A 12254-nucleotide genomic window follows, 5' to 3' on the forward strand; every position below is an offset into this window, starting at 1 on the left:
ATTCCTCAGCGCAGCATCAAAACGCTGCAAGCCTCGCCAGCAGCTGCTGCAGGGGCAAACGGCGCCCGCACGATCAGCCCGTTGGCGTCGGCCAGCATTCTCAGCATCGAGGAATCCTGGATACCGAACGGCGTCGCCACCGGTACGCCGTCATCTTCCCTGACCACGGCTCGGACATAGTCCTGGCGCAAATCATTGGCCGGCATTGCGGCGCCCAATCGCGCTTGGCGAACGTCCTGGCGATGATTGCGGCCGCCGAGCCGCGCCAGCAGCGGCTTCAGGAACAACTGCGAGCAGACCAGGCTTGCCACCGGATTGCCGGGCAGGCCGATGCACCTGATGTCGCCGAGGCGGCCGAACATCAGGGGCTTGCCGGGGCGCATGGCGATCTTCCAGAAGCCGAGCGTCATGCCTTCGCCGGTCAGCACGTCGTGGATCAGGTCGTGATCGCCGACCGAGGCGCCACCAAGCGTCACGATGACATCCGCACCGGCCGCGACCGCTTGTCTGATCAGGGCAGCGATAGCCTCCTTGCGATCGGCGGCAATGCCGAGATCGAGCGCGCGGGCGCCGACCGAGTGTGCGGTGGCAGCGACGCCATAGGCATTCGATGAGATGATCTGATCCGGGCCGAGATCACTGCCCGGCGGCAGCAATTCGTCGCCGGTGGCGACGATGGCGACCAGCGGCCGTTTCACCACGCTGACCCGAGGATGGTTGGCCGATGCTGCCAGCGACAGTGCCGCCGGGTCGAGTAAGCGGCCTTTTTCCAGCAGCATGTCGCCTGTTGAAAAATCGAGCCCGATGCGGCGGATATTGCGCCATTGCGCCGTCGGCTCGGTCACTTCGATTTCGCCGCCGCCGAGGTCGCGGACATTCTCCTGGATGACGATGGTGTCGGCGCCTTCGGGCAGCGGCGCGCCGGTGAAGATGCGCACGGCCTGCGTCTGGCCGACCGTGCCGTCGAAGCCACGTCCAGCCGGCGCCATGCCGATCACCGACAGCCTGGATGGGACCGACGTGACGTCGGCGGCGCGCGCCGCATAGCCGTCCATGGCGGAAGCATTGAAAGGCGGCTGGGTGCGAAGAGCAACGACCGGTTCCGCCAGAACACGATCCACCGCCTCGAACAGAGGAACGCTTTCGCCGGCTAGAGGTGCCGCACCATCGAGCAGGCGTTCAAGCGCCTCCGCGATAGGAACCAGCGCCATCAGGCGCTCGCCTTGTAGTCACCCGACTTGCCACCCGTCTTTTCGACCAGGCGGATGCCGGTGATGACCATAGCGCGGTCGACTGCTTTCGCCATGTCGTAGATGGTCAGGCAGGCCACCGAAGCGGCGGTCAGCGCTTCCATCTCGACACCCGTCTTGCCGGTGACGCGCGCCAGCGCGGTGACCTTCAGGCCCGGCAAAGCATGGTCGGGCTCGATGTCGACGGAAACCTTGGTCAAAAGCAGCGGGTGGCAGAGCGGGATCAGTTCATGCGTCTTCTTCGCCGCCATGATACCGGCGATGCGCGCTGTGCCGAGCACATCGCCCTTCTTGGCGTTGCCGGCGAGGATCATCTTCAGCGTCTCGGGCTGCATCGCGACAAAGCCTTCGGCAATCGCCGTGCGCGTTGTTTCTTCCTTGTCGCCGACATCGACCATGTTGGCCTCGCCCTGCGCGCCGAGATGGGTAAGACCTGATACCATCGTCAGATAGCCCCGGCCAAAGCCTTGCCTGTCAGCAGCAGGCGCGTCGCCGCGGTGACGTCCTGTTGCCGCATCAGGCTCTCGCCGACAAGAAAAGTGCCGATGTCGCTCTTTTGCAGCCTGAGGCAGTCGTCATGCGAGAAAATACCGCTCTCGCTGACCAGCAAGCGGTCGGCCGGAACCATCGTCGCCAGCCGCACTGAAGTGTCGAGGCTGGTCTCGAATGTGCGCAGATTGCGGTTGTTGATGCCGATCAGCCGCGACGACAATTTTAGCGCGCGTTGCGTCTCGGCCTCGTCATGCACTTCGACCAGTGCATCCATGCCGAGTTCGAACGCCGTCGCCTCGAGCTCGCTCGCCAGGGCGTCGTCGACGCTGGCCATGATGATCAGGATGGCATCCGCGCCCCAGGCGCGGGCTTCGTAGACCTGATACGGATCGAACAGGAAATCCTTGCGCAGCGCCGGCAGCGCGACGGCGGCTCGCGCCCGGGTGAGAAATTCAGGCGCACCCTGGAAGGACGGTGCATCGGTCAGCACCGAAAGACAGGCAGCACCACCCTTGGCATAGGCCTGCGCCAGAGCCGGTGGATCGAAATCGGCACGGATCAGACCCTTGGAGGGGCTCGCTTTCTTGATCTCGGCGATCAGCGCGAAGGCGCCGGATTTGCGCTTCGCTTCCAGTGCGGCAAGAAAACCGCGCGGTGCGTCGGCATCTTTTGCCCGGACCTTGATTTCGGCCAACGGCACGCGTGCCTTTGCCGCCGCGATCTCGTCGCGCTTGTAGGCCTCGATCTTGCGAAGAATGTCAGACACGCTCTATCCGTTATCCGTTCGAAATCTCGACCAGCCTGTCGAGCACTTGCAGGGCACGGCCGCTATCGATGGCTTGCGCCGCCGCCGCGATGCCGTCGCCAAGCGTCGTCGCCTTGCCGGCCACAACCAGTCCGGCACCGGCGTTCATCAGCACGGTGTCGCGATAGGCGCCGGCGCCGCCGCCCAGCATATCGCGCAAGGCCTTGGCGTTGTAGTCCGCATCGCCGCCGCGCAACTCATCCTTGCTATGGCGCGCCAGCCCAACCGCTTCAGGGGTCAGCGTGAAGCTGCGGATTTCGCCGCCGATCAGTTCGGCGACCTGCGTCTCGCCGGTGGTGGTGATCTCGTCATAGCCGTCGCCATGGGCGACCCAGACATGCTCGGCACCCAGCGCCTTCAGTGTCTCGGCAACCGGCAGGATCCATTCCGGCAGGAACACACCGACCAGCTGCCGCTTGACGCCGGCCGGATTGGAGAGCGGCCCGAGCAGGTTGAATATGGTGCGGGTGCCGAGTTCGACGCGGGTCGGGCCGACATGCTTCATCGCAGGATGATGCGCGGGCGCGAACATGAAGCCAACGCCTGCCTCGTGGATGCAACGGCTAATGAAATCGGGCGAGATGTCGATCTTGACCCCGAGCGCCACCAGCACATCGGCTGCCCCTGTCAGCGACGACAGGCCGCGATTGCCGTGTTTGGCAACCGGCACGCCGCTGCCGGCAACGACGAAGGCCGATGCCGTCGAAATGTTGACGCTGTGAGAATTGTCGCCGCCGGTGCCGACGATGTCGACGGCATCGGTGGGCGCGTCGACGTGCAGCATCTTGGCCCGCATGGTTGCGACGGCGCCGGAAATCTCGCTCACCGTCTCGCCGCGCACGCGCAGCGCCATCAGGAAACCGCCGATCTGGCCGGGGGTCGCGTCACCCGACATGATGATGTCGAAGGCCTCGCGCGCTTCCTCAAAGGAAAGCGCGCTACCGGTCGCGATCTTGGCGATATGGGTTTTCAGCGCGCTCATCTTGTCGAGGCTTGGGCGACGGCGGCCTGATCGATGCGAACGTCGTACTGCGTCTGCAACTGCGCCACCAACTGATCGAGCAGATCATCCGACATGCCGGAGGTGAAGGATTTCTGTGCGTCATCCGGCACCGAGCTGGCATCGGCTCCGGCGGGCTCGAACACTTCGGCGACCTTGTACAGGATCTGCCCGTCCCCGGTGGGCGAGGGGATCAGGCCGGTGCCGCCTTCGCCAACGCCGAACATCGCTGCCGCACCCTCCTTACCGAAGTCGACGTCGTCAGCCTCACGCTTAACACCGCGCTTGGTCTGCTTTTCGAGCTTCAGTTCGCTGGCGATGACATCGAGCGTTGCGCCGGCCTTGAGCCGCTTTTCCAGCTCGTCAGCCTTGGCGGCCAGCCGCTTGCTTATTTCCGCCGCGGTCCAGTCGGTGACGGCTTTCTGACGAACCTCATCCAGCGTGCGGTCGCGAGCCGGCGTGATGGACGCCACCTCATAGAAGACGAAGCCGTTGTCGGCTGTGGTCAAGGCATCGTTTTCCGTGTTGGGTTCGGCGTCGAAGACCGCTTTGATCAGCTCCGGCGATTGCGGCAGGTCCTTGACGATGCTTGCATCTGGCCGCAGCCCACTGCGATCGATGGCGTCGATGGTGACGACCTTCAGCTTCAGCTTGGCCGCGGCCTCTGCCAGCGAACTGCCGGCGGCGCGGGTGTCATCGTAATTGTCACGCACGTCCAGAAGGATGCGGCTTGCCTCGCCCAGCGCCAGATCCTTGCGGATCTGATCGGACACCTCGGCCAGTGGCTTCACCACCTCGGGCTTGATCTCGGTGACGCGCAGCAGCACCGGACCGAAGGCGCCTTGCACGACCTGGCTGACTTCATTGGCATTGAGCGAAAAGGCCGCGCCGGCGACCGCCTTGTCGGCAATCTTGTCCTTGGCAAGCGTGCCGAGCAGCGTGTCGGCCGGGGTCTTGCCTTCCGCCGTGACCAGCTTGTCGAAGGTGGCGCCGGCCTTGAGCGAATCGAGTGCGGCCTTGGCCGCATCCGGCGTCTTGAATACAAGCTGCTCGACGGTGCGCAGTTCCGGCGTGGTGTAACGCGCCTTGTTCTTGTTGTAGTCGTCGCTGACCTGGCTGTCGGTGACGGCGGTCGTGTCCATGATGTCGACGGGTTCGAGGCGGACATAGGAGAATTTGCGGTATTCGGGTGCCGCATATGTCTTCTTGTTGGCTTCGAAATAGGCCAAGAGCACGCTATCGGACGGTGCCGCGATCGGCTCGACCAGTGCCTTGGGCAGCGTCAAATAGTCGATGGTGCGGTCTTCGCCGCGATAGAGTGCAACAGCCTTGAAGAAAGTGTCCGGAGCCTTGAGGCCATCCGAGACAGCCTCGACGATCTGCTGGCGCACCGCCACCTGGGCACGGTTCTTCAGATAGTCCTCGGGCCGCATGCCAATCTGCTGCAGCATGTATTCGAATGTTCTGCGGTCGAACTGGCCGCCCGGGCCCTTGAATGCCGGGTCTTCGCGCGTCAACTCGGCCAGCCGGTCCTTGGAAAGTCCGAGGCCCAGCTTGCGGGCCTGTTCGTCGAGAACGGCACCAGAGACGAGCTGAGCCAACACCTGGTTGTCGACGCCGAGCGCCTTTGCCTGTTCGTGGCTGAGACGCTGGCCGAACTGTTGCGACATGACGGCGAGCTGGCGATCGTAGGCGAGACGGTATTCGTTGATCGACACTTTGGTGCCGCCAGCCGTTATGACCGAATCATGGCCAGCCAAACCGCCCATCAGCCGTCCGGAAACGCCCCAGACCAAAAAGCTGAGCACCAGCAGCACCAACAGCCCTTTCGCGACCCAGGTGCCTGCCGCGCTTCTCAATATACCAAGCATTTTTACTTCCGATTTATGCGCATTTTCGCATGCGCCGAGTCTGAAACAAGCGCAATAGCGCCCTTCCGGCCCACTGTCGATTGCTTTGTGGCCTGATTTTGGTAGTGAGGGCCAGAGCCCCGATATCATCCGGAGAAGCAAACCCATGACGCCAGGAATTCGCCCGCTCGTCGCCGGCAACTGGAAAATGAACGGCACCAGTGCCTCGCTCAACGAGCTCAGGATGATCGGCAACGGCTTCATGAGCGGACTTGATGCGGAGACCGAAGCGTTGGTTTGCGTTCCCGCGACCCTGCTTGCCCACGCCGCGGAGATCCTGTCACGCACGCCGGTGCATGCCGGCGGTGAGGATTGCCATACCAAGGAGAGCGGCGCCTACACCGGCTGCATCTCGGCGGAAATGCTCAGGGATGCCGGTGCGAGCCATGTCATCGTCGGCCATTCCGAATGCCGCGAGCAACGCGGCGAGGATGACGCCACTGTCCAGGCCAAGGCATCCGCCGCATGGCGTGCCGGGCTTGTTGCCATCATTTGCGTCGGCGAAACGCATGAACAGCGTGAAGCGGGCGCCACGCTGGATGTGCTGTCGCGGCAGGTCGATGGTTCGGTCCCGCCAAGCGCCACCCCGTCCAACACCATCATTGCCTATGAGCCGGTATGGGCGATCGGCACCGGCCTGACGCCGACAGCCGGCGATGTGGCGGCAGCACATGCACATATCCGCGAAAAGCTGTCGGAAAAGCTCGGCGGCGTCGCGGCGAAGATGCGCATTCTCTACGGCGGCTCGGTCAAGCCCTCCAACGCGGTCGAATTGCTCGGCGTCAGGAATGTCGACGGCGCGCTGGTCGGCGGCGCCAGCCTGAAAGCGGCGGATTTTCTCGGCATCGCCGAGGCCTATCGCAATATTGCCTGAAGACATTCGCTGCGTCGGACAGGGCTTCCGGTACACGAAATCGTTGCAAAGGACGGGTTGCTTCCCATATTCCGGCCACGGGCTTGGAAATGCCGTCAAAGCATTGTATTGAGCCGCCTCCAATTCACCGGTCGTGTCCGCGGCCGGGCAAGGCCTTGCCAGGATAAACTATGGAAACCGTACTGATCGTCATCCATCTCATGGTCGTGCTCGCCCTTGTCGGCGTGGTGCTGCTGCAGCGTTCCGAAGGCGGTGGCCTCGGCATCGGTGGCGGATCCGGCTTCATGACCGCGCGTGGTGCTGCCAATGCGCTGACGCGTGCGACGGCGATCCTGGCGGCCGCTTTCTTCGCCACGTCACTGACACTGTCGATCGTCGCCCGCTACGGCGAGAAGCCGATCGATATCCTCGACCGCGTGCCGGCGACGTCGGACGGCGCAGGCAAAGGCGTGCTCAACCAATTGCCCGGCACGACCACCCCGGCGCCCGCCGGCAGCACCACGCCGACGGCGCCTTCCGGCAACGACGCCGCGGCTCCGGCGACTGCGCCTGCCGCCGGCTCGACGCCGCCGGCGACCAACGGCACGGCTCCCGCCGCGCCGGCGGCCCCGCAGGTGCCGAACCAATAGTCTTCGGGCCCCTGAAACCGCGATCTGTGGTCGTTTGAACACAGTCGCGGCAAATGCGGCGAGATCACGAAGATTCGACGAGGTGAGGCATGGCCTCGCGCTTGAGGCGCCCGCGCTTATTCGACTATAGATTGCGTGCGGCATTTCCGGCGCCCTTGGGGGGCGCTGGGCGACGCCGTGGCAACAAGCATAGAACGATCGGATCTTCGCCATGCAGCTTCGCAGCTTCATTTTCCTGGGACTTTGCGCCGCACTCGGCGTGAGTTCCCCCGCTTTCGCAGGCGTTCCGGCCAATATGGCCGCACAGCCTTCGGTTGAAACAACCTCCGCCATCAACGTCGCCGTCAAAAGTGACGCGTCGCAATTGAAGCTTCTCAAGAAGAAGAAAAACCCGACGCCCGACGACCTCGCCCAGATCAAGAAGATCGAGGCCAAGATCGTTGCCGACAAGGAGGCCGCCAAAGCCAAGGCGCTCGAAGCCAGGAAACTGGCGATGCGCGAGGCGGCCAAGGCCAAGGCCGACGCTGAACGGCAGGCGTTCCTTGCCAAGAAGGGCAAGAGCGCGCCGGCAACCGAGGTGGCCGATGCCAAGCCGGCCAAGAAGCAGGTTGCCAAGATCATCGAGCCTATCGAACCGATCGCGCCGATCCAATCGGCAGAGCCGCTTCCGGCAGAGGCGATGAACGTCGCCTTGACCGGCAACAATGGCGAGCTGCGCAGCGAGGTCATCGGCCAGAAGCAGCCGAGCAACGGTGGTCTGTTCGCCGGTCTCTTCGGCGGGACCTCGTCCGGGTCTTCGATAAGCTATCTCCCTGAGACACGGGCTCTCGACCAGGTGCTCGCCAAGAGGGAAGCCAAGAAGCAGTTCAAGGTGAAGCCGGAATTCGTGCCGCAGGACGTGGAATTCAGCGGTTACGATGCGGGCACCATCGTCATCGACACCAGTGCGCGGCGCCTCTACCTCGTCGAATCGTCCTCCACCGCCCGCCGCTACGCCATTGCGGTCGGCCGCGAGGGTCTGCAGTACAAGGGTACGGTTGCGGTCGGCGACAAGCAGGAATGGCCGCGCTGGATCCCGACGCTGGACATGCAGAAGCGTGAGCCGAAGCATTATGGCCAGTACAAGGACGGCATGCCCGGCGGTGGCCAGAACCCGCTCGGCGCCCGCGCCATCTACCTCTATGACGGCAAGAAGGACACGCATCTGCGTATCCACGGCACAATCGCGCCGCAGTCGATCGGAACCAGCGCCTCGAATGGCTGCTTCCGCATGATCAACGAGCACGTCATGGACCTCTACAGCCGCGTCAGGGTTGGCACCAAGGTCGTCATCATCTGACGTTTTCGTCATCCTGCCGAAAGGGCCGGCTCAGCCGGCCCTTTTGTTTTGCCCTGTTCACGATCCGAGCGCCTTCTTGGGAAAAAACCTTCGCGGTGGTTTTTTCTCTGGCGGAATCAATCCGGCCGCGTTAAGCGATGACTCCCATGGCGCGATATGTATTCATCACAGGCGGCGTGGTTTCCTCACTTGGAAAAGGCATAGCCGCAGCGGCCCTTGGGGCTCTCCTGCAGGCGCGAGGCTATCGCGCACGCATCAAAAAACTCGACCCCTACCTCAATGTCGATCCGGGCACGATGTCGCCGTACCAGCATGGCGAGGTTTTCGTCACTGATGATGGCGCGGAAACCGATCTCGATCTTGGCCATTACGAGCGCTTCACCGGCCGCTCCGCCAATCAGCAGGACAACATCACCACCGGCCGCATCTACAAGAACATCATCGAGCGTGAGCGGCGCGGCGATTATCTCGGCGCAACCGTGCAGGTCATTCCGCACGTCACCGACGAGATCAAGAATTTCGTCCTCAACGGCAATGACGACTATGATTTCGTGCTTTGCGAGATCGGCGGCACGGTCGGCGACATCGAGGCGATGCCGTTCCTGGAAGCGATACGCCAGCTCGGCAACGACCTGCCGCGCAACAACGCCGTTTACGTGCATCTGACGCTGATGCCCTACATCCCGACAGCGGGCGAGCTGAAGACCAAGCCGACTCAGCATTCGGTCAAGGAGCTGCGCGGCATCGGCATCGCGCCCGACATCCTGCTGGTCCGCGCCGACCGCGCCATCCCCAAGGAAGAACGCAGAAAATTGTCGCTGTTCTGCAACGTCCGCGAGAGCGCTGTGATCCAGGCGCTCGACGTGCCGCACATCTACGACGTGCCGATGGCCTATCACAAGGAAGGGCTCGATTCGGAAGTGCTGGCCGCCTTCGGCATCGATCCGGCCCCGAAGCCGCGCATGGAGCCGTGGCAGGCGGTGTCCAACCGCATCCACAATCCGGAAGGCGAGGTGACCATCGCCGTCGTCGGCAAGTACACCGGCCTCAAAGACGCCTACAAATCGCTGATCGAGGCGCTCTCGCATGGCGGCCTGGCCAACCACGTCAAGGTCAAGCTCGACTGGATCGAATCGGAGATCTTTGAAAAGGAGGATCCGACGCCATGGCTGGAAAAGGTGCATGGCATCCTGGTTCCCGGCGGCTTTGGCGAGCGCGGTGCCGAAGGCAAGATCCTGGCGGCGAAGTTCGCGCGCGAGCGCAAGGTGCCGTATTTCGGCATCTGCTTCGGCATGCAGATGGCCTGCATCGAGGCGGCGCGGTCGCTGGCCGGCGTCGAACATGCGTCTTCGACCGAGTTTGGTCCGACCGAGGAACCGGTCGTCGGCCTGATGACCGAATGGCTGAAAGGCAACATGCTGGAGAAGCGCCGGGAAACCGGCGATCTCGGCGGCACGATGCGGCTCGGCGCCTATCAGGCCGAACTCGCCAAGGGCTCCAAGATCGCCGAGATTTACGGCGACACACAGATTTTCGAGCGCCATCGCCACCGCTACGAGGTCAATATCGACTACAAGGAGCGACTCGAGGATTGCGGCCTGGTATTCGCCGGCATGTCGCCCGACGGCGTGCTGCCGGAGACGGTCGAGTATCCAGACCACCCCTGGTTCATCGGCGTGCAATATCATCCGGAACTGAAAAGCCGGCCGCTCGACCCGCATCCGCTGTTCGCCAGTTTCATCGAGGCGGCGGTGGAGCAGAGCCGGTTGGTGTAGCGATCAGGTCGGGCGGCAATGCAGACCTATGTCGCGCTGCTTTACAGCATCATCCTGGGCGAGGGCCGCCGGGTCGTCATGGCCGACCTCAAGGCCATGGCGGAAGATTTCGGGTTGAAGAATTCGCGCACGCTGGTGGCGACCGGCAATCTGGTCTTCGAGGCGCCAGCAACTGATATCGCCGACCTCGAACGGCGGCTGGAAACAGTCTTCGAAAAGACCTTCGGCCGCCATGTCGATATCATCGTGCGTGGTGCCGAGGACTGGCTGAAGCTTGCCGCCGGCAATCCGTTCCCGGCCGATTCGGCTAAAACAGGCGATCAGGTGGCCGTACGGGTGATGCGCAAGCCTGCGCCCGTGGAGGCCGTGAAGGGGCTCCAAGCCTATGCCGGCGAGGATGAAAAAGTGACTTCGGTCGGCGGCGACATCTGGGTCGTATTTTCACGCGAGAGGACAAGCTCGCGGCTGCTCGCGGCCATGAATCACAAGCGCTTGGGCACGGGCACGTCGCGCAACTGGAACACAGTGCGCAGATTGGCCGAGATGCTCGGGTAGGTTTTGGGGCGGCTCTCGCCGCCCCAAAATTCACCTTGTCAGGCTTTCGCGGTCCTGGCGCCGGCGCCCAAAGCGGCGGTGCGCAGCACGTAGTAGATGATGCCGGCGATCGCCACGCCGAAGAACCAGCCATAGACGCCCCACCAGGACGGCAGCCAGTTGGTGAAGTTGGGCAGGATCGACGAGAAGATGGCGCCGATGCCGGCGGCGATAAAGGCATTGACGTGCCAGCCGCCCTGGAAACGGAACTCGCCGTCTTCGCGGTAAAGCGCTTCGACGTCGACCTCACCCTTCCGGATCAGGTAGTAGTCGACCATCATCACCCCGAAGATCGGCCCCATCGTCGCGCCGATGATGTTGACGAAGGAAGCGGCACTGCCTTCCCATGGCGCGAAGGGATAGAGCAGCAGGGCAATGACGGCCGCGATATAGCCGCCCTTCTTGAAGTCGATCTGCCTGGGGAAGACGTTGGAGAAGTCGAAGGCCGGCGAGACGAAATTAGCGACCACGTTGATGCCCAGGGTCGCAACCGCAAAGGTCAGGGCTGCGAGCGCCGCCAGGAACCAGCTGTCGAATTTCGCCGAGATCTGGTCGGGATGCAGCAGCACTTCGCCATAGACGTCAAAGGCGGCAATGGTGGTGACGCCGGCGACCAGCGAGAACAGGATGAGGTTGATCGGCAGACCCCAGATGTTGCCCTTGCGCAGCGATGCCTTGTCCGGCGCGTAACGGGCGAAATCGCAGAAGTTGAGATAGAGCGCCGAGAAATAGGTGACCCAGATTGCTGCCACCGCAAACAGCGAAGTCCACGAGCCGGGCGTGCCGGGCACGCCCGCGTCCTTCGTCTTGTCCAGCAACACGTCCATCGGGATGTCGCTGGTGAAGGCAAATCTCCCGGATTTGACGCAGAGATAGATCGCCAGGATCAGCATCATCACCCACACCGCGGGGCCGGCCCAGTCCTGGAAGCGGCGCACCGTTTCCATGCCGTTCTGGATGATCAGCAGTTGCAGCCCCCAGATGACCACGAAGCAGATCACCTCCAGGCCGGTATGGCCGAGGAAATGCGTGCTGGCGTTGAAATCGGCGAACCACTGCGTGCGGATCAGCAGCGCCACGATCGCGCCCGAGGCGGCGGCCGTCTGCGCGCCGTACCAGAAGCAGGCGACGATGGCGCGCACCAGTGCCGGTATGTTGGCGCCCCAGATGCCGAAAGAGGCGCGGGCAAGCACGGGGTAGGGCACGCCCGTCTTCACGCCGGCATAGCCGACCATGTTCATCAGCGCGTAGATGATCAGCGATCCGATGCCTATGGCGATGATGAAATTGACAAAGCCGCCGCAGAACAGGAACAGACTGGCGGCAAGATAGTAGCCCCAAAGGCTGTGGACGTCCGACGTCCAGACGTTGAAGATCGAGAATGGCCCCCAGTTTCGAACTTTGGCCGGAGCCAGATCCTCGTTGTACAGATCAGGTGAAGCACCCTGTATCGTCATGGCAATGTTCCCCTTTTGCAGCACGCGCCCTCACGCGTTGGCCGCGTGCAGGTTAAGCCTGCCGCAGGGGAACCGACAAGCAACCTATTTGCCGGCTTTGGCCTTAAAGATATTCAATGAGAACTGCGA

Annotated in this window: 11 protein-coding genes; 5 read left to right on the forward strand and 6 right to left on the reverse strand. The window is 63.1% G+C overall.

The window, feature by feature from the left end:
- Nucleotides 1–5: 5 nt before the first annotated feature.
- The 5 genes from NKI66_RS24775 to NKI66_RS24795 are packed head-to-tail and all read right to left on the reverse strand — an operon-like array spanning nt 6 to nt 5418.
- Nucleotides 6–1211 (reverse strand): molybdopterin molybdotransferase MoeA, encoded by a 1206-nt coding sequence (locus NKI66_RS24775; RefSeq protein WP_023812914.1) that lies wholly within the window; start codon nt 1209–1211, stop codon nt 6–8.
- Nucleotides 1211–1693 (reverse strand): cyclic pyranopterin monophosphate synthase MoaC, encoded by a 483-nt coding sequence (gene moaC / locus NKI66_RS24780; protein WP_023812913.1) that lies wholly within the window; start codon nt 1691–1693, stop codon nt 1211–1213. Before moaC ends, NKI66_RS24775 begins: the two co-directional genes overlap by 1 nt.
- A 2-nt stretch (nt 1694–1695) precedes the next feature.
- On the reverse strand, nt 1696–2508 hold the full coding sequence (gene trpC, locus NKI66_RS24785; RefSeq protein ID WP_023812912.1) for an indole-3-glycerol phosphate synthase TrpC: 813 nt from the start codon (nt 2506–2508) through the stop codon (nt 1696–1698).
- A 10-nt stretch (nt 2509–2518) separates the two neighbouring features.
- Nucleotides 2519–3529: an anthranilate phosphoribosyltransferase gene (trpD, locus tag NKI66_RS24790; RefSeq protein WP_023812911.1), complete on the reverse strand. Its 1011-nt coding sequence runs from the start codon at nt 3527–3529 to the stop codon at nt 2519–2521.
- Nucleotides 3526–5418, reverse strand: coding sequence for a SurA N-terminal domain-containing protein (locus NKI66_RS24795; RefSeq protein WP_023812910.1), 1893 nt, complete (start codon nt 5416–5418; stop codon nt 3526–3528). Before NKI66_RS24795 ends, trpD begins: the two co-directional genes overlap by 4 nt.
- Nucleotides 5419–5563: 145 nt before the next feature.
- Here NKI66_RS24795 and tpiA point away from each other — a divergent pair, with 145 nt between their 5' ends.
- From tpiA to NKI66_RS24820, 5 genes are all read left to right on the forward strand, one after another.
- A complete protein-coding gene (tpiA, locus tag NKI66_RS24800; protein WP_023812909.1) occupies nt 5564–6331 on the forward strand; it encodes a triose-phosphate isomerase in 768 nt (255 codons plus the stop codon).
- 170 nt (nt 6332–6501) lie between these two features.
- Nucleotides 6502–6960: a preprotein translocase subunit SecG gene (gene secG / locus NKI66_RS24805; RefSeq protein ID WP_352721540.1), complete on the forward strand. Its 459-nt coding sequence runs from the start codon at nt 6502–6504 to the stop codon at nt 6958–6960.
- Between the two features lie 211 nt (nt 6961–7171).
- Nucleotides 7172–8299: a L,D-transpeptidase gene (locus NKI66_RS24810; RefSeq protein WP_023813920.1), complete on the forward strand. Its 1128-nt coding sequence runs from the start codon at nt 7172–7174 to the stop codon at nt 8297–8299.
- A gap of 137 nt (nt 8300–8436) precedes the next feature.
- Nucleotides 8437–10074: a CTP synthase gene (gene pyrG, locus NKI66_RS24815; RefSeq protein ID WP_081734993.1), complete on the forward strand. Its 1638-nt coding sequence runs from the start codon at nt 8437–8439 to the stop codon at nt 10072–10074.
- A gap of 18 nt (nt 10075–10092) precedes the next feature.
- On the forward strand, nt 10093–10629 hold the full coding sequence (locus tag NKI66_RS24820) for a DUF1697 domain-containing protein (protein ID WP_023813922.1): 537 nt from the start codon (nt 10093–10095) through the stop codon (nt 10627–10629).
- Between the two features lie 38 nt (nt 10630–10667).
- Here the strand turns inward: NKI66_RS24820 and NKI66_RS24825 are convergent, their stop codons facing one another.
- Nucleotides 10668–12125, reverse strand: coding sequence for an NCS1 family nucleobase:cation symporter-1 (locus tag NKI66_RS24825; RefSeq protein ID WP_027161571.1), 1458 nt, complete (start codon nt 12123–12125; stop codon nt 10668–10670).
- Nucleotides 12126–12254: the final 129 nt, after the last annotated feature.

This window comes from Mesorhizobium sp. M0518, from assembly GCF_040321125.1.
Classification (GTDB): domain Bacteria; phylum Pseudomonadota; class Alphaproteobacteria; order Rhizobiales; family Rhizobiaceae; genus Mesorhizobium.

Bases quoted from the DNA above. Each gene is read 5' to 3' on its own strand.
- NKI66_RS24775 (WP_023812914.1), bottom strand. From the start codon at position 1,211: ATGGCGCTGGTTCCTATCGCGGAGGCGCTTGAACGCCTGCTCGATGGT.
- moaC (WP_023812913.1), bottom strand. From the start codon at position 1,693: ATGGTATCAGGTCTTACCCATCTCGGCGCGCAGGGCGAGGCCAACATG.
- trpD (WP_023812911.1), bottom strand. From the start codon at position 3,529: ATGAGCGCGCTGAAAACCCATATCGCCAAGATCGCGACCGGTAGCGCG.
- NKI66_RS24795 (WP_023812910.1), bottom strand. From the start codon at position 5,418: ATGCTTGGTATATTGAGAAGCGCGGCAGGCACCTGGGTCGCGAAAGGG.
- tpiA (WP_023812909.1), top strand. From the start codon at position 5,564: ATGACGCCAGGAATTCGCCCGCTCGTCGCCGGCAACTGGAAAATGAAC.
- secG (WP_352721540.1), top strand. From the start codon at position 6,502: ATGGAAACCGTACTGATCGTCATCCATCTCATGGTCGTGCTCGCCCTT.
- NKI66_RS24810 (WP_023813920.1), top strand. From the start codon at position 7,172: ATGCAGCTTCGCAGCTTCATTTTCCTGGGACTTTGCGCCGCACTCGGC.
- pyrG (WP_081734993.1), top strand. From the start codon at position 8,437: ATGACTCCCATGGCGCGATATGTATTCATCACAGGCGGCGTGGTTTCC.
- NKI66_RS24820 (WP_023813922.1), top strand. From the start codon at position 10,093: ATGCAGACCTATGTCGCGCTGCTTTACAGCATCATCCTGGGCGAGGGC.
- NKI66_RS24825 (WP_027161571.1), bottom strand. From the start codon at position 12,125: ATGACGATACAGGGTGCTTCACCTGATCTGTACAACGAGGATCTGGCT.